Consider the following 16774-nt stretch of genomic DNA (forward strand, 5'->3'; position numbering starts at 1 on the left):
CCCTTACCCCGAGATCCGGATGCCGGGGTCGACGCCCCAGATAGCCAACGTCATGAACAGATCGGCGAACACGACCAGGATGATGCACATCTTGATCGCGCGACCGGCCGCCACGCCGACGCCCTCCGGGCCGCCGGAGGCGAAGAACCCGTAGTAGCACTGGATGAAGGTGGTGATCGCTACGAAGACGATCGCTTTGAGCAGCGAGTACAGCACATCGGTCGGAACCAGGAATTGGTAGAAGTAGTGCGAGTAGGTGCCGGGGGCGGTGCCGCCGATCATCTGCACGGTCAGCGAGCAGGAGATGTAGGCGACCGCCAGACCCAGGCAGTACAGCGGCACGATCGCCACGATGGCGGCGAACATCCGGGTGCTGACCAGGTACGGCAGCGGGCGGATGGCCACCGATTCGAGCGCGTCGATCTCCTCGGAGATCCGCATGGCGCCCAGTTGCGCGGTGAATCGACAGCCCGCCTGAGCGGCGAAGGCCAGCGAGGCGAGCAGCGGCCCCAGCTCGCGGGTTGTCGCGAAGGCCGAGATCGCGCCGGTGATCGGGCTCAGGCCGAGCAGGTTCAGCGAGGTGTGCCCCTGGATACCGACGGTCATACCGCCGAAGGCACTGAGGATGACGACCACGCCGATGGTGCCGCCGCCGACGACCAGATTGCCGTTGCCCCAGGTGACGTCGGTGAGCAGCCGCCACACTTCCTTGGGGTACTGCTTGAGCGCCAACGGGATCGAGCCCACCGACCGCAGGAAGAAGAACACCTGGTGACCGATGCGGGCGAGCAGGTCGACCGGCGCCTGCGCGGTCTTCTTGAGTTGTTGTAGCGGCCGCAGCAGTGGCGGCACATAAGTCGACGACACCGGCTCAGACCACCTGTGGGGGGAAGAGGGCGCTGTAGATCTGCGTGATCCCGAGGTTCACGCCGAAGAGCATGATGGCCGAGCTCACCACAGCGGAGTTGACGGAGTTCGCGACGCCACCGGGGCCGCCGCGGGTGTTCAGACCGGTGTCGCAGGCGATGATCGCGGCCAGCAGGCCGAAGATCATCGACTTGACCAGCGCGACGAACAGGTCCCTGGTGACGGCGAACGAGGAGAAGGTGCCGATGTAGGAGCCGGGGGTGCCGCCCTGGGCGAAGATGTTGAACACGTAACCGGTGAGGAAGCCGACGAACACCACGAAGCCACACAGCAGCACGCTGACCAGCATCGCCGCGCCGAGCCGGGGGGCGACCAGCCTGCGCATGGGGTCGACGCCCATCACCTTCATGGCGTCGATCTCTTCGCGGATGGTGCGCGAGCCGAGGTCGGCGCAGATGGCCGAGCCGACCGCGCCGGCGATCATGATCGAGGTGACCAGCGGCGCGCCCTGCTGGACGATGCCGAGGCCGTTGGCCGCGCCGATGAAGGAGGTCGCGCCGACCTGTCCGGCGACCGCGCCGACCTGGATGGAGACGATGACGCCGATCGGAATGGCGACGAGTAGCGTGGGGGCAGCGGCCACATTGGCCATGAACGCGCACTGGCGGACGAATTCCCCGAAGGGGAAGCGCCTGCGGAGGATGGCGATGAACAACTCGGCGACCGCCGAGATGCCCATGGTGATCTGGCGACCGAAGGTCTCCAGCGACCGTTTCGGGTGGTCTTCCCAATAGGCCCTCGTCCAATCGACCGCTTCACTTATGCGGGACCCGCCCGGGGGACTCTTGGTCGACTGCACTGGCTAACCCCTCTCGACGCCGGTTGGACAACCCCGACGACTTGTTTGCTTGACGCACCTTACTACGGGGTAGTGCTGAACACACCATTGACATGTGATCGCAGTCATAGATGTCGATCACCTGTCCGAATTGACTGGGAGCAGCCACAACGACACTCTGGGAGCACGCCGGTAAACGTGCATATTTCTTGGCACAGGTTGCAGTCCCGACCCCGTGATATGGCCTTGCGCAATAGAGTCCGCGTAATTGCGGGGAAAACAATCATCTAAAATCTTCTTCGGTATCCGAATGCAGTGGACATACCGCACGACAGACGCGAAACCGCAATATGACGCGCCACATCCACCCTTTTGATACCGATAAGCTATGACACGCCGGGCGACCGGGCCGCTCACGCCCTTCACCCCGCGAGACGCGACCGAGACCGAATACTGACACGATGAATGCGACAGATTGATATCGTGCGGGCTTCCGACATCTGGAGGGACATGTTCAGCAAACTCGCCAAGGCGGCCAACGCCGTCCTCGCCGTGGCCACGGTCGCGGCGCTGCTCGGGACGGGCGCCGGAGCCGCCGCGGCGGACCCGGGCGCGCCGGTGATCGGTGGCGGTTCGGGAATCATCGTCGACAACATGTACGAGTGCACCGTCACCACCGTCGGCCACGACAACGCGGGCAGGCTGGTCGGCCTCACCGCGGGCCACTGCGGCGAGGCGGGCGCGCAGGTGTACTCGGAGACCGATCCGGGAGCGGGTGTGATCGGCCGCTTCGTCTACTCCAACCCGACTCTCGACTACGCGGTGATCCAGTTCCAGCCCGGCGCGATCACCCCGGTCAACCGGGTCGGCAATGTGACGATCACCGGCATCGGCGCACCCGCCCAGTTCCCGATGATCGTCTGCAAGGAAGGCCGCACCACCGGCAACACCTGCGGACTGGCCTACGGTGACATCTTCGGCAGCAATGTCGAGACCTGGGCGCAGATGTGCGTCGTGGAAGGCGATTCCGGCGCACCGGTGGTCGTCGGCACGACACTGGTCGGCATGGTGAACGCCTACCTGGCCATCGCCTGCTTCGGCCCCGAGGTCGGCACCAACATGACCGCGATCATCGACGACCTCAACGCCCGCGGCGACATCGGAGCGGGCTTCCGGCCCATCTGATCCGGCACCACGCCGGTCGGACACGACAAAGGGAGCGGACCTTCTGGTCCGCTCCCTTTGCGTTCGCCCGATCCCCCCGGACCCGGGCCGATGCCGGAGCCGCGCGCGAGCGGCCTACAACTCCTCGACGCAGACCACGAAGCGGCGCTCGGTGTACTCGAAGCCGTAGCCGGTGTCGCAGGCGCTGACATCCCCGACGCCCTGGACGACCTCGGCCACCCGCACGGGCTGCAGGCCGGGCTCGCTGCAGTCGATGCGCTGCGGATCGTCGCCGCCGATGTCCATGCAGCCGCCGACCACCCAGTCGATGTCCAGGCAGAACGCGCCCTGTTCGAGCCCGTTGAGCGTCTCGGCGTAGTAGTTGTCGCGATCGGCCGGGCACAGCGCGCTGTTGGTGGCCTTGCCGATCACCTTGTAGTTGGACGCGCGGCTGCCGCAGGATGCCCTGGCGATGGTCGCGCTGGTGGTGGTGCCGCCCAGGGTCACGCAGTCGCCGATCTCGGCCTGGAAGTCGGTGTCCCCGGCTTCCTGCGTCGTCGTGCGCGGCGCACTGGATTTCGGCGTGCTCGGCTTGGGGGGGCCGGGCTTGGGCGTGCTGGTGGCGACGGCATCTATGGTGTCCCCGACGGCGGGTTGGGCATGGCCGTCGACCGTCGACCCGCAGGCCGACACTGTGAACGCCGCGACGGTGATGCCCACCGCGAGCGCGAGACCGGATAACAATTGACGAGACACGTACAGTCCTCCCGAGCTGTAACGCTCCGAACTCACACCCGGCCTGTTGACCCGCAGATGACGAGCTGAGCTGAAATATCACGCCATGCATACACCACCCGCGCCGTGAGCGTCGAGTCGCCGGTGACCGGGTACCTTCGCCCCGACGGCGACCCGCCTCCAGCAACCTCTCTGGGTATGGTGGTGATCACGGCGCGAAAGGGGCAATTCATGAACCTGATCAGGGCGCTCTTCTGCTCGGCCACCGCACTCGGCGCCGCGGTCACGATTCCGGCGACCGCCTCAGCAACCCCTCTGCATTGCACCGCGGAGCAGGGCGCGGACGTGACCCGCATCGACGGCGAGACCGGGTGCCGGGCCGCCGCCGACGCGGACGGGCGCGCACAGGCCACCGGGTTCGACGGGGTGGGCTACGCCTATGCCGCGACGGGCGCGAACGCGCTCGGGATCGGCGCGGCGGGCGGCGTCGGCGCGAGCGAGGGCTTCGGCGGCATCCCGATCGCGATCGGCGTCGGTCCCGACGCGATGGCGTTGAGTTCGGTCGCCGACCCGACGCCCGAGGACGGCAGGCAGGTGGCGGTGGCGGTCGCCTTCGGGGGCTCGCGCGCCGAGGTGGGCGGTACCGCCGACGGCACGGTCGTCTGCCTGGGCGCGGGCGCCTTCGCCTGGAACGCGACGAGCGGCGCGAGTTGCCTGGCGACTCCGGTCGGGAACTGGGCCGCCCCGACGCCCGCGCCCTGAGCCACCCGTGCGGCGCTCGGGCGCCCTCTCGATGCGCGCCGCGCGGCCGGCGAGGAGCCGGTGATATGCCTCACAATGCCGTCTGACCTGCGTGCAAACCGAACGTACGGCCTACTGGCCACCGGGTCGCCGGGCGAGGGCGTGACCGGCGATTTTCACCGAAATCCGCGCCGCACAACAACTTCTGTGACGCCGCTCACCGGCCATGGGTGTGACGCATGACCGCCCGCGACGACTGGCCCCGGGACGGGCGCGGAGGGTAGGAATGGACGCGGTCGGGCCGTTACTACTCCGCGGGTGCCGCTGACAGAACCCGGTCCCGCATCAGTACCCGTGGCCAGCCTTCGTGAAACACCCACGTGGTCAGCCCCTCGGGGAGATGACCGTCGAGGCGCCACGCCGATGAGATCGCCCGCGCACCCGCGCGGGCGATGGAATGGACGATTAACCTATGCACGCCGCTTCGAACAACAGGTCGCTGCCGACGCGAGACCGGCTGTCCCTCCGGCTTCGCCAGGGCGTCCTGCTGTCCGCCTCGATCGCTGCCGCGGGCGCGCTGATCATCGCCCCCGCCCAGGCCGAGCCGCTGATCCCCGGCGTCGACCTCGGGTCGACCGCACCGGTGGTGACCGAGCCCGAGCCGCAGGCGAATTTCGCGCCGCCGAACATCAACATCGCCGACGGCGAGACCGTCGGCGTGGCGCAGCCGATCATCATCACCTTCAAGGAGCCGATCGCCGATCGCGCCGCCGCGGAGAAGGCCATCAAGATCACCTCCTCGAACGAGGCGCCCGGGCACTTCTACTGGTGGAGCGACAGGCAGGTCCGCTGGAAGCCGAACGAGTTCTGGCCGGCCAACACCGACGTCTTCGTCAAGGCGGGCGGCACGACCAGCGCGTTCCGCATCGGCGACGCCCTGATCGCCACCGCCGACGACAACACCAAGACCATCACCGTCACCCGCAACGGTGAGGTGATCAAGACGATGCCGACCTCGATGGGCAAGCCCGGCCACGAGACCCCCAACGGCACCTACATCGTCGGCGAGCGCTTCCGCGAGATGGTCATGGACTCCTCGACCTACGGTGTGCCGATCGACGCGCCCGAGGGCTACAAGCTCGACGTGGAGTACGCGACCCGCATCTCCAACAGCGGCATCTTCGTGCACGCCGCGCCGTGGTCGGTGGCCCAGCAAGGCGTGTCCAACGCCAGTCACGGCTGCCTGAACGTCAGCACCGAGGACGCCCGTTGGTTCTTCGAGAATGCCCAGAAGGGTGACCCGGTCATCGTGCAGAACACCGCGGGCGGCACTCTCAACGCCCGCGACGGTCTGGGCGACTGGAACTGATCGCCCGAGCTCCACACCGAAAGCGAAAGCCGGCCGCGCTGTCCGCGTGGCCGGCTTTCGCTGTATCAGCGGAGAGGAGCCGTCACCAGATCCGGACGCGCTCGGCCGGGTCGAGGTACAGCGCGTCACCCGGCTCGACGCCGAACGCCTCGTGGAAGCCGTCGATATTGCGCACCACCGCGTTGCAGCGGAACTCCGGCGGTGAGTGCGGGTCGACGGCCAGTCTGCGGATGGCCTCCTCCTCGCGCGCCTTGGTGCGCCACACCTGGGCCCAGCCGAAGAACACCCGTTGCAGCCCGGTCAGACCGTCGATCACCGGGGCCTCCCGGTCACCCAGGGAGATCTTGTAGGCCTGCAGGGCGATGGACAGCCCGCCCAGGTCGCCGATGTTCTCGCCGATGGTGAACTCGCCGTTGACCGTGTGCTCGTCGGCCAGATCCTTGGGGGAGAGCACGTCGTACTGCTCGATCAGTGCCCTGGTGCGCTTGCCGAACTCGGCGCGGTCGGCCTCGGTCCACCAGTCGATCATGTTGCCGTCGCCGTCGTACTTGGCGCCCTGGTCGTCGAAACCGTGGCCGATCTCGTGCCCGATCACCGCGCCGATACCGCCGTAGTTGGCGGCGTCGTCGGCGTTCATGTCGAAGAACGGCGGTTGCAGAATCGCGGCGGGGAAGACGATCTCGTTCATGCCGGGGTTGTAGTAGGCGTTGACCGTCTGCGGGGTCATGAACCACTCGTCGCGGTCCACCGGCCCGCCGAGTTTGCGCAGCTCGCGGTCGTGCTCGGCGGCGCAGCCGTTGCGGTAGTTGCCGAGCAGGTCCATCGGGTCGATGTGCAGCCCGGAGTAGTCGCGCCAGCGGTCCGGGTAGCCGATCTTGGGGGTGAACTTCTCCAGCTTGGCCAGCGCGGCCTGCCTGGTCTGCGGGCTCATCCACTCGAGCTCGCCGATGTTGCGCCGGTAGGCCTCGGTGAGGTTGGCGACCAGCTCCTGCATCTTCGCTTTGGCCTCGGGCGGAAAGTGCTCGGCCACATACAGTTTGCCGACCGCTTCGCCGAGCAGCTCCTGCACCAGCGAGACGCCGCGCTTCCAGCGCTCACGGTTCTCGGTGGCGCCGGTGAGGGTGCGGCCGTAGAAGTCGAAGTTCTCGGCCACGATGTCGTCGGTGAGGTACGGGGCGCGGGCGTGCAACAGCCGCCAGACGGCCCATGCCTGCCAGTCGGCCGGCTCGGCCTCGGCCCACAGCCGGGCGAAGACACCCAGGTAATCGGGCTGGCGTACGACCACTTCGGCGAACAGCTCGGCGCCGGACCGGTCCACGCCCTCGGCCAACGCCGACGTCCATGCGGCCCAGTCGAATTCGGGATGTTCGGCGCGCAACGCGTCGAAAGTGGTGAGGTTGTAGGCGAGTTCGGCGTCGCGGCGGCGCACCACGTCCCAGTGCCCGGCGGCAAGGCGGCGTTCGAGCTCGAAGATCCGCTGCCCGACGGTGCCGAGATCCGGTGGCAGCAGGGCGCCGACCCGTGGGTCGTCGCTCGCCAGTGCGAACATGCGCCCGATGTGGGCGATGTAGGCGCTTCTGATCTGGGCGTATTCGTCCTGGCGGTAATAGGATTCGTCGGGCAGGCCCAGGCCGGACTGGTACATCTGGACCAGGTAACGGCTGGAATCCTTGGCGTCGGAGTCGATGTAGAAGCCGACCGCGCCGGAGACGCCGGTGCGCTGCCACCGCCCGAGCAACGCGGCGAAGGCCGAGCGGTCGGTCGCCTCGCGGACGGCGGCCAGCTCACCGGCGATCGGCGACAGGCCGGCGGCCGCCACCGTCTCGGTGTCCATGAAGGAGCGATAGAGATCCCCGATCCGGCGGGCGTCGGCGGCATCGCTGTCGGCGGCGCTCCCGAAAGCGCCCTCCGCGCACCGCTGGATGATCGCCTGGACGTCGAGTTCGGCCTGGTCGTAGAGGTCGCGGAAGGCGCCGTCGACGGCGCGATCGCCCGGGATCTCGTGCTCGGCCAGCCACTTGCCGTTGACGTGCGCGAACAGGTCGTCCTGGACCCGGACGGCCTCGTCGAGATGGGATAGATCGATACCGGAAGGACTGATCAGCTCGGAGGTCACGCCGTCCAGTATGCCGATCCGCGGCCGGGGACGGCCGGGGTCACCGGCCGACGGTCCCCGCGGATACCTGCTCAGCCGGGCTGCGGGACACGGTCGAATTCGCCGTCGGCCACCCCGGCGAGGAAGGCGTCCCACTCGGCGCGGGTGAAGCTCAGCACAGTGCCGCCGCGACGCAATTCCACACCGCCCGCGGCGTTCTCGGTGATCAGCTCGGGGACCGCGTCGCCTGCCCGCAGGCGCGCCACCAGGTCGTCCCAGACTTTCACCGAGACCGCCAGGACCGGCTGGGCCGCGGACTCGCCCGCTGCCCCGCGACGATATTTGCTGTCTCGTATCCAGACGGCGTCCGCGTCGAACTTCACCTCGACGCACTGGTTGCCGTTGTTGGACCGGGACGAGGTGAACCAGCCGGTGCGAATCGGCCGGCCCCCGGCATTGGTGGCCATGCCCGAAAGTCTACCCCTGGGCGTAACGCCTGATCAGAGCTTCGGAATCGGCTCGTGACAGAGCTTGCTCGAGCGCTCGCAGGTACGCGAAGCCCAGGTCGCGCACCAGCTCGAGATCGTCCACCGGACCGCCGAAGACCGCGCTCTCTGCCCAGCCGAAGGTGGGTAGCTGCTCGCTTGCGAAGTCGAGCAGATGGAAGCTGGAACCGCCGAGTATCGCCCCGTCGGGAGCGCTGAACGGAATGACCCGCACGTCCACGGTGTCGAGTTCGTCGATGAGCGCCACCAGGTGCTCGAGCTGTCCGCGCAGGATCTGCGGGCCGCCGGTCTGCTGGAGCAGGGTGGCCTCGCCGACCACGGCGGTCAGCTCCACCCGCTCCGGCCCGCGCAGGCGCTGCTGCCTGCGCATCCGGATGGCGACCAACTGGTCGACCTGGACCGGCCGGATCATCACATCGGCGCTGATGAGCGCACGCGCGTAGGCCTCGGTCTGCAACAGACCCGGCACGATCAGACTGTCGTAGCTGCGAATGCTCTGCGCGCCGTGCTCCATGCCGTACAGCCGCTGCAGCTCCGGGCCGATCAGGGCCGAGGACTTGCTCCACCACCCGCGCTGTTTGCCCGCGTGTAGCAGGGCGAGCAGTTCGGCGCGTTCCTCGCCCTCGACCTCGAGCAGATCCAGGACCGGAACGATGGTCCGGCCGGTCAGCACGCGCCTGCCGTTCTCCACGTGCGACCAGTTGGCCGGGGTGAACCCGACCTGCCTGGCGAAGCTCGCGGAGTCGAATCCGCGCTGTTCGCGCAGCTCACGCAGGCGCAGCACCAGTTCCCAGCGGGCGACAGTCGGCGAGACGGGTGCCATGCGAGTCGATGCTACTTCGTGATCGACGAGCCGTCGGTGACTATTGTCACAGCACTTGGCCGGGTCTACTGTCACGTTAGCGGCTGGTTCACCCGAAACATCCACTCCGCATCGAGACGAGGTTCGTCATGAGCACGTCCGGCATTGGATCTGGCAATCACCGCACGCTGGGCGCCACTCAGGTGCTGCCTGCCGGCCCCGGGGGGCATCGCACGGCGGGCAAGGAGGACGCCTTCCACCGCTGCCGTCGCTATCGCACCGACCACCGCCTCTTCGCGGAGGTCGATCCCGCCCTCGGGCGGATCATGCTCGAGGTCGGCGCCGTCGGCGCGGTCGTCATGCCCGCCGCGCTCGGTGCGACGGTCGCCGCGGCGTTGTCGGGCTCGCACCGCTGTCCGATCATCGCCCATCCGCGCTCGGATCGCTGGACCTTCCTGACCGGCCCGACCGACAACTCCTACCTGGACATGGGCCTGTTCGCCGATCTGTTCCGGGTGTGCGCCTCGATCGCGCTGCCGGGCAGCCGGATCGTGCTGCCCTCGCCGGCCGACGAACGCACGGGCTACCGCTCGTGGATCAGCGCCCCCGAGGAGGACTACCGGCCGGACCTGGCCGAGGTCACCGGCGTGACGCGGACGGCCGCGGCCGCGCCACGCGGCAATGTCAACTGATGTCGCAGGTCAGGAGGTCGGGAACGGAGCCGGGGTGAGCGTGATGCTGAACCGGTTCTCGACGTTGTCCGTAAACTGGCGTTCGCATTCGTCGATCGCGGCCTGGTCGTTGCCCGCCTTGTTCAAGCAGTCGACCAGGTCCTTGCCGCCCATGTCGACGAAGAAGCTCCACCCGACGATCACGAACAGGGTCGCGCCGATGAGCGCGAGCACACTGAGCACCATGCCGGTGATCGTCATGCCGATGCCGCCCGCGGAACCGTTGCGGGCCTTGACCGCGGCGATGATGCCGAAGATGACCCCGAGCACGCCGAACAGGTAGCCGCCGACCACGGTCCAGAAGCTGACCAGCGCCAGGATGCCCAGCACGAGGGTGGCGACCGCGAGCCCGGTCCGCTTGGGGGATTCCTGCCAGTAGCCGCCGGCCGCGCCCGGATACTGCCCGGGCGGAGGCTGATACGGATCGGGTTGGGGGTACCGACCCGGGGGAGGGTATTGCGACATGGACCTACCTCTCAGTCGGTCGGACGCGTTCGCACGAGCTCACCCCGTCTCGATCGCGCTGTCCGTTACCCGATGGTAGCCGGACTAATCGTACGAATCGGGAGCTCTGTACACCCGGAAACGTGCCGGTTACCGGCCGCCGAGGCGGGCGTGCATCTCCCACACCAGGATCTCGGCGGGCTTATGCGCTGTTATCCGCTGCCCGCCACTGTGCCCGGCGCGGACCGCGTCGCCTTCGTAGAGCGGGCCGACGCCTTCCATCTCGACCTCTCCGCGCGCGACGAACAGATGCAGGTAGGGCGCCTCGGGCAGGCGCACCACGGCGGGCGCGCCGCCGGCATCGGCGCCGGGCATCCTGGCCACGTGCAGCGCGGCATGGCTGCTGTTGATCGCGATCGCGGTGCGATCGCGATAGCGCGGCAGGCCGGAAGCCACCGTCACCAATCCGCCGGAAGCCAATTCGTCGTCGATCTCGAGCTGCTGATATCCGGGCTCGACGCCGGGTTCGTCGGGCATCACCCACATCTGCACGAAATGCACCGGCCGGTCGTGGGCGGAACTGTTGTCCAACCGCCAGGAATCGTTCTTCTCCGAATGGAGGATGCCGGTGCCCGCGCTCATCCGCTGGGCCAGACCCGGATAGATGACACCGCTGTGCCCGAGCGAATCCTGATGCACCAGGCTGCCCTCGAGCACCCAGGTCACGATTTCCATATCGCGATGGGGATGGGTGTCGAAGCCCTGACCGGGCAGCACGATGTCGTCGTTGTTGACCAGCAGCAGGCCGTGGTGTGTGTTGTCCGGATCGTAATGCTGGCCGAACGAGAACGAATGCTTGGAATCGAGCCAGGACACCCGGGTTTTCATACGGTCACCGCCTCGATGGACATCGATGTGCGGCGTCGCGAGTGTGGACACCCGGTCCTCCTCTCTCAGCTCGCACGGCACGGTCGCGGCGTGAACGTGTACTCGGCCGTGCGGTAACCCGTATTCCTAGTAAATTGTCCCGCATCGGGCATATTACGCGAGCGTCGGGCCGGTGAACGGCAGGCGAGCAGTGCCGGACGCCGGGGCGGGGAAAACCCTGGGCCACATTGGGCGAGGGCGGAGGTGACGAGATGCGACCGGACGCACTCGCGCAGGTCGAGGAACAGTTGCGTGAACGGGCACGCGCGGCGGGGATCACCGATTTCGTGGTCGGTATCGCGGTATTCCGGGAAGGTCGTCTACTGGTAATCCGCCGGGTTCCGGACGACTATTTCGGCGGAATGTACGAATTACCCGGCGGCGGGGTGGAATCGGGAGAAACTCTGGCTGAATGCGTGGTGCGCGAGTTGTTCGAGGAGACCGGTCTCCGGGTGCGCCGGATCGAACGATTTCTCGGAGAAATCGACTATGCGACGCGCAGCAAACCGCGGGTCCGCAAGTTCAGTTTTCTGGTGGTTGCCGACCCGGGCGAGGTGGCGCTCTCGCCCGGTGAACACGACGCCTTCGCCTGGACCGACGTGAGCACCCTCGACACCCTGCCGATGACGCCCGATACGCGCGCGGCGGTGCGCGCCCTGTTCCCGGCGGGCTGATCCGGGATCGGCCCGGCACCGGCGGGCACGGCAGAATCGGCCCGGTGCCAGATGGTGAGCCGCAGCGACGTTCCGACCCGAAGAGCCGGCCACCGTGGCGAACCGCCTTGCGCGAAAGTCCCGGCGTGGCCCGGCTGGCGGTCGTCCGGTTCGCCGGGCAGTTCGGCGACGGCATGTTCCAGGCGGCGCTGTCCGGCGCGATCCTGTTCAACCCGGAGCGGGAGACCGACCCCCTGGCGATCGCCGCCGGCTTCGCCGTCCTGCTGCTGCCCTACTCGCTGATCGGCCCTTATGCGGGCGCGCTGCTCGACCGATGGGACCGGCGGGCGGTACTGCTGCTGGCGAACCTGCTGCGCATCGTGCTGATCCTGACCGCCGCCGCCGTGCTGGCCGCGGGCGTCGAGGAGACCCCGCTGCTGCTGCTCGCGCTGGCGACAGTCGGTGTGAGCCGGTTCGTGGCCGCCGGCGTCTCGGCGGCACTGCCGCGCGTGCTGGCCAGGCACTGGCTGGTCGCGATGAACTCCGTGCTCGCGACGGTGGCATCGGCGTTCGCGGGCGCCGGTGCGGCGGCGGCCGTGGTGGTGATCGGATTCGCGGGGGCGGGGGACACCGGCTCCGCGATCGCGGTCGGATGCAGTGCCGTGGGATCGATGATCGGCGCTGGGCTCGCGGTCGGATTCCGGCCGCACGTCCTCGGCCCCGGCTGGCCCGGCACGCCGGGAGACGGGCCCGCCCCGGACGCGGCGCCGGACCGGGGGACGTTGCGTGCGATCGCGGGCGGGCTCTCGACGGCGGCGCGGGCGGTGTGGCGGGCGCCCGAGGTGACGACGGCGATGGTGGGCATCGGCGCGCATCGGGTGGTGTTCGGCGCGAACACGCTGATCATGGTGTTGGTGCTGCGCGAGCCCGCCGCGAGCGCGGCGGTCGACAGCGGGCTGATCGGGTTCGGAGTGGCGATCGCGGCCAGCGCCACCGGCATGCTGGTGGCGGCGGCGCTCGCGCCCTGGGTGATCCCGCGCCTCGGCAGGCCGCGCACGGTGCTCGCCGGTCTGGTGGCGGCGGTGTTCGTGCAGCTGACCCTGGTGATGCCGACCGCACTGGCCGGAACCGGGCAGGCGGCCGGGCGAGCTCATCTGCTGCTGCTCGCGGGCGCGTTCCTGTTCGGTGTGGCGGGGCAGCTCATCAAGCTGACCGGCGATGCGGCGATGCAGATCGATATCGACGACACCCGGCGCGGACAGGTCTTCGCCCTGCAGGACACCGTGTTCAATATCGCCTTCGTCCTGTCGATCGCGGTGACCGCGCTGGTGATTCCCGCCGACGGACGGTCTGCGGCGATCGTGCTGACCGGTGCGGCCGGATACGCGCTCGCGATCGGGATCGTCGTGCTGAACACACGGCGGGGCCGACAGGTGCCGACCGGTCGTACCGGCCCCTGAGGAAGACCGGCGGACGGGACGGCATCAGGGGGCCGCGCCGCCTGCGGGGGAGTCGCCGTAAGCCGGTACGGATCGCTGCTCACCCGGACGACCGGAGTACTCGCCCGCATCGGCCCCCGGGCCGTACGCCGACGGGCCGAAGGCGACGTCGCACGTCCCGGTGACGCCGGGGAAGGCGTCCGCCGAGGGGGCGGGCGCGTCCACGCCCGGTGCGGGGCCGGTGCGGGTGATCCAGTCCAGCGGCTCGCTGACCGCGTCGGCGGGGAGACCGGAGACCCGGTGGTCCCAGGTGCCCTGGCCGGTCGGGTCGGTGTAGAAGTGGTCGGGCAGGCCGTCGTCGTCGAGGTCGAGGGCGGCGAGATCGGCGGCGCCGGCGCCGCTGGAATCCCACAGCGCGTCGTCGGCCAGGCCGTCGCCGTCGAAATCCAGCCGCACGGCGTCGAACAGGCCGGTACCCGCCAGGTCCAGATCCGCGGCGCTCGACCAGTCGTGGACGACGCCGTCGCCGGTGCCGAACGAGTACTCGATATCGGTCATATGGGATTGGACGCGAAAATTCTCCATCCGGTTCCGTCCCCGAGACGAACGAATGCCGGGCCGGGTAGTTTGATCTTGTGGTGATGAGCAGGGTGATCGGCGGATGACGGACACGCCGAGAAGACCGGCAGTCCCGGTACTCCTGGGATTCCTCGTCACCGGGCTGGTGGGAACCGCGACCGTACCCGCGGTCGCCGCGCCGCATCCGTGGACGCCTGCTCCGGTGAACCAGTGCGGCGAAACGGGATTCGATCCGCTGGCTCGGTTGCCGATGCCGACCGAGCCGGAGGCGCCGCCGCCGCTGACCCTGCCGGAGAAGATCGAGCTGCTGTTCCCGCTGCCGGAACTCACGTTCGTGCCGGTGCCCGACCCGCCTCAGCGGAATGTGCGCGTCGCGGCCGACCCGCCGCCCGCGGACCCGTGCGGGGATCCCTGCCCCGACCTGCGCGAACCGTCCGTGCCGGAGGGAGCGGGGTCGGGTGGAGCGGCGCTGCCCGATCCCGGTTCGGCGAGCGCCGGGTCGGGCACCGGCTCGACCGGCGGCAGCAGCGTGGGCAGCAGCTTCTTCGGAGTCCAACTGCCGCGCATCGAATTCCGCCCGCAGATCGAGCCGATTCCGATCCCGGTTCCGGGCGGGCCGCGCCCGGATCCCCAGCCCGCGCCGCCCGAACTGAGCCCGGACACCGAGCCGGGACCGCAGGCTCCGGCACCCGACGCACCGGTGATCGGCTCCACGGACATGGTCGGCCAGGTCACCGGGCACGGTTCACAGAATCGCACCGACGCCCGATGGCGGGTCAACGGCACCGACCTGGGCGTCATGTGGGAGAGCAGGCCCGGCGAAGTGGCCGTCGTGTTCGGCGACACCTTCGGCGAGGGCTGGACCTACGGCGGCGCGAACGGCTCGGACTGGCGCTCCAACGTCCTCGGATTCAGCGCGGACACCGACCTCTCCGACGGCCTGACCATCGACTCCATGGTGCAGGACAGCCGCTGTCACGCGGCGGAACTGTTGTCCAGCAGGAAGATCAAGAACTACGAGACGACGGTCATCCCCACCTCCGGGTTCGCCCTCGACGGCAGGCAGTACATGAGCTACATGTCGGTCAACCGGTGGAGCGCCGTGCCGGGCCTGTGGTACACCAACCACGGCGGCATCGCCTGGTCCGACGACAACGGCTCGACGTGGACCAAAGACCAGCATGCCAAGTGGGACAACCTGTTCGGACTGGGTCGGTTCCAGGTGGCGGCGATGGTGCCGCACGGCGAGTACGTCTACATGTTCGGCACCCCCAACGGCCGGGTCGGCGTGACCGGGCTGGCTCGCGTGCCGAAGGAACACGTGCTCAACAAGTCGGCCTACCAGTACTGGGTGGACGGCAGCTGGCGACCCGCGGCCGAGAACGAGGCCACGCCGCTGTTCTTCGGCATCGCGAGCGAGCTCTCGGTGCGCTACGACGAGCACGCGGGCCGCTGGCAGATGAGCTACCTGGATTCCGCGCGCGGTGCCATCGTGCTGCGCGAGGCGACAACCCCGCAGGGCGCGTGGAGCGAGGCCGTCCCGGTGCTGTACACCGCGGACTATCCGAAGGCCTACGGCGGATTCATCCACCCCTGGTCGAGCGGTGCGGACCTGTACTTCACCATGTCGGCCTGGGACAGCTACAACGTCTATCTCATGCGCGCCGAGCTGAGCGGGCGCTGAGGTCGGCACACCGGAACCGCAAGCGCTGCCCCGGCCTGGCCTGGGCGACCAGGTCGACGTCGACGGAGCGCACCACCGCGATCACCGGATAACCGCCGGTGATCGGGTGGTCGGCGAGGAACACCACCGGCTCGCCGCTCGGCGGCACCTGCACCGCGCCCAGCGCCATGCCTTCGGTCCGCAGTTCCCTTTCGATGGCGCGGCGCAGCGGCGGGCCGGTGCGGCGATGCAGCCGCGCGCCGACCCGATCGGTCTCGGCGGCCACCGACCATTCCCCCGCGAACAACGCCGCCGGATCGGCGAACCAGTCCGCCCGGGGCCCCGGCATGGCATGCACCTCCATCACTTCCGGGAAGGGTCCGCTCGGGGCGAAATCGACGGGCGGCCAGGTGCGCGGCGGCGGACCGACCGGGATCCGGTCGCCGGGCCGCAACGGCTCGGGACCGAGGCCCGCCAGGGTGTCACGGCTGCGGGATCCGAGCACCGGCTCGACCGCCACCCCGCCCCGGATCGCGAGGTAGGTCCGCAGGCCGCTCGCGGCCAAGCCGAGTCGCAAGGTCTGTCCCTCGTCGAGTACCAGCACGCTCGCGTGACCGACCGGGATGCCGTCGACGGAAGCGGGCGCGGGCGCGCCGGTGATCGCGACGACGCAGGGACGCTCGGCGGACACGGCCAGGCCGCCGAGCAGCACCTCGATCGCCGCCGCGTCCTCCGGATTGCCGACGAGCCGATTGGCCAGCCGTAGCGAAGCGCGATCGGCGGCGCCGGCCACCCCGACGCCGGAATCGAACCACCCCGGCCTGCCCAGATCCTGCACGGTCGCCGCGGGCCCGACCGCCAGCACCCGCATCATCGTCCGGCCTCCACGAATCGCACCACGGCGCCGGCCCGGATCAGCGCGGGCGGATCCCTGCGCTCGTCCCAGAGCACGGCTTCGGTGTGCCCGATCAGCTGCCAGCCGCCGGGCGAACTGCGCGGGTACACCGCCGAATAGCCGCCCGCCAGGGCGACCGCGCCGGCGGGCACGGACGTCCTGGCCTTGTCGCGGCGGGGCACGGCCAGCTCGGCGCCCGCGACCCGTAGGTAGCCGAATCCCGGTGCGAATCCGACGAATTCGCACCGCCACAGGGCGGAGGTGTGCCGGTCGATCACCGCGCGCACTTCCGTCCCGAGCAGTTCGGCCACCCGCTCCAGGTCTTC

At 69.1% G+C, this 16774-nt stretch carries 18 protein-coding genes; 7 read left to right on the top strand and 11 right to left on the bottom strand.

Annotation, left to right across the window (positions count from 1 at the left end):
• Nucleotides 1-3 precede the first annotated feature (3 nt).
• Nucleotides 4-867 carry an ABC transporter permease gene (locus ON26_RS26950; protein WP_040800135.1) on the bottom strand — a complete coding sequence of 288 codons (864 nt, stop codon included), beginning with the start codon at nt 865-867 and terminating at the stop codon, nt 4-6.
• Nucleotides 868-871: 4 nt separating this feature from the next.
• Nucleotides 872-1726 carry an MlaE family ABC transporter permease gene (locus ON26_RS26955; protein WP_040800138.1) on the bottom strand — a complete coding sequence of 285 codons (855 nt, stop codon included), beginning with the start codon at nt 1724-1726 and terminating at the stop codon, nt 872-874.
• A 489-nt stretch (nt 1727-2215) separates the two neighbouring features.
• Between ON26_RS26955 and ON26_RS26960 the strand changes: the two genes are divergently transcribed.
• Nucleotides 2216-2890, top strand: a complete 675-nt coding sequence (locus tag ON26_RS26960; RefSeq protein ID WP_040800141.1) for a S1 family peptidase — start codon at nt 2216-2218, stop codon at nt 2888-2890.
• 114 nt (nt 2891-3004) lie between these two features.
• Here the strand turns inward: ON26_RS26960 and lppU are convergent, their stop codons facing one another.
• Nucleotides 3005-3625 carry an LppU family putative lipoprotein gene (lppU, locus tag ON26_RS26965; RefSeq protein ID WP_051027663.1) on the bottom strand — a complete coding sequence of 207 codons (621 nt, stop codon included), beginning with the start codon at nt 3623-3625 and terminating at the stop codon, nt 3005-3007.
• Between the two features lie 210 nt (nt 3626-3835).
• On the opposite strand from lppU, the gene ON26_RS26970 reads away from it, so the two are divergent.
• Both ON26_RS26970 and ON26_RS26975 read left to right on the top strand, forming a co-directional pair.
• On the top strand, nt 3836-4366 hold the full coding sequence (locus tag ON26_RS26970; RefSeq protein ID WP_040800258.1) for a DUF6764 family protein: 531 nt from the start codon (nt 3836-3838) through the stop codon (nt 4364-4366).
• Between the two features lie 451 nt (nt 4367-4817).
• Entirely contained in the window at nt 4818-5714 is an 897-nt protein-coding gene (locus ON26_RS26975) for a L,D-transpeptidase (protein ID WP_083884378.1), read from the top strand.
• 82 nt (nt 5715-5796) lie between these two features.
• On the opposite strand, the gene ON26_RS26980 is transcribed toward ON26_RS26975, so the two are convergent.
• From ON26_RS26980 to ON26_RS26990, 3 genes are all read right to left on the bottom strand, one after another.
• A complete protein-coding gene (locus ON26_RS26980) occupies nt 5797-7830 on the bottom strand; it encodes a M13 family metallopeptidase (protein WP_040800144.1) in 2034 nt (677 codons plus the stop codon).
• A 71-nt stretch (nt 7831-7901) separates the two neighbouring features.
• On the bottom strand, nt 7902-8276 hold the full coding sequence (locus ON26_RS26985) for a DUF397 domain-containing protein (RefSeq protein ID WP_040800147.1): 375 nt from the start codon (nt 8274-8276) through the stop codon (nt 7902-7904).
• 10 nt (nt 8277-8286) lie between these two features.
• Entirely contained in the window at nt 8287-9138 is an 852-nt protein-coding gene (locus ON26_RS26990; protein ID WP_040800150.1) for a helix-turn-helix domain-containing protein, read from the bottom strand.
• A 128-nt stretch (nt 9139-9266) separates the two neighbouring features.
• Here ON26_RS26990 and ON26_RS26995 point away from each other — a divergent pair, with 128 nt between their 5' ends.
• Nucleotides 9267-9809 carry a hypothetical protein gene (locus tag ON26_RS26995; RefSeq protein WP_040800153.1) on the top strand — a complete coding sequence of 181 codons (543 nt, stop codon included), beginning with the start codon at nt 9267-9269 and terminating at the stop codon, nt 9807-9809.
• Nucleotides 9810-9818: 9 nt separating this feature from the next.
• On the opposite strand, the gene ON26_RS27000 is transcribed toward ON26_RS26995, so the two are convergent.
• Nucleotides 9819-10313 carry a DUF4190 domain-containing protein gene (locus ON26_RS27000; RefSeq protein ID WP_040800156.1) on the bottom strand — a complete coding sequence of 165 codons (495 nt, stop codon included), beginning with the start codon at nt 10311-10313 and terminating at the stop codon, nt 9819-9821.
• Between the two features lie 129 nt (nt 10314-10442).
• Nucleotides 10443-11180: a pirin family protein gene (locus ON26_RS27005; protein ID WP_051027665.1), complete on the bottom strand. Its 738-nt coding sequence runs from the start codon at nt 11178-11180 to the stop codon at nt 10443-10445.
• Nucleotides 11181-11506: 326 nt separating this feature from the next.
• Between ON26_RS27005 and ON26_RS27010 the strand changes: the two genes are divergently transcribed.
• Both ON26_RS27010 and ON26_RS27015 read left to right on the top strand, forming a co-directional pair.
• Nucleotides 11507-11893: an NUDIX domain-containing protein gene (locus tag ON26_RS27010; protein WP_245546080.1), complete on the top strand. Its 387-nt coding sequence runs from the start codon at nt 11507-11509 to the stop codon at nt 11891-11893.
• Nucleotides 11894-11937: 44 nt separating this feature from the next.
• Nucleotides 11938-13332: an MFS transporter gene (locus ON26_RS27015; RefSeq protein ID WP_051027668.1), complete on the top strand. Its 1395-nt coding sequence runs from the start codon at nt 11938-11940 to the stop codon at nt 13330-13332.
• A 24-nt stretch (nt 13333-13356) separates the two neighbouring features.
• Here the strand turns inward: ON26_RS27015 and ON26_RS31860 are convergent, their stop codons facing one another.
• Nucleotides 13357-13896: a hypothetical protein gene (locus ON26_RS31860; protein ID WP_218000632.1), complete on the bottom strand. Its 540-nt coding sequence runs from the start codon at nt 13894-13896 to the stop codon at nt 13357-13359.
• Nucleotides 13897-13972: 76 nt separating this feature from the next.
• On the opposite strand from ON26_RS31860, the gene ON26_RS27025 reads away from it, so the two are divergent.
• Complete coding sequence (locus ON26_RS27025) at nt 13973-15574, top strand: DUF4185 domain-containing protein (protein ID WP_040800162.1); 1602 nt, start codon at nt 13973-13975, stop codon at nt 15572-15574.
• Here ON26_RS27025 and ON26_RS27030 read toward each other — a convergent pair.
• Both ON26_RS27030 and ON26_RS27035 read right to left on the bottom strand, forming a co-directional pair.
• Nucleotides 15546-16427 carry a 5-oxoprolinase subunit C family protein gene (locus ON26_RS27030; RefSeq protein WP_040800165.1) on the bottom strand — a complete coding sequence of 294 codons (882 nt, stop codon included), beginning with the start codon at nt 16425-16427 and terminating at the stop codon, nt 15546-15548. The two genes, ON26_RS27025 and ON26_RS27030, sit on opposite strands and share 29 nt — an antisense overlap.
• The coding region (locus tag ON26_RS27035) for a 5-oxoprolinase subunit B family protein (protein WP_040800277.1) at nt 16424-16774 on the bottom strand (351 nt) is incomplete at its 5' end. The genes ON26_RS27035 and ON26_RS27030, both read right to left, overlap by 4 nt.

The organism is Nocardia higoensis NBRC 100133 (assembly GCF_000308595.1).
Lineage (GTDB): Bacteria > Actinomycetota > Actinomycetes > Mycobacteriales > Mycobacteriaceae > Nocardia > Nocardia higoensis.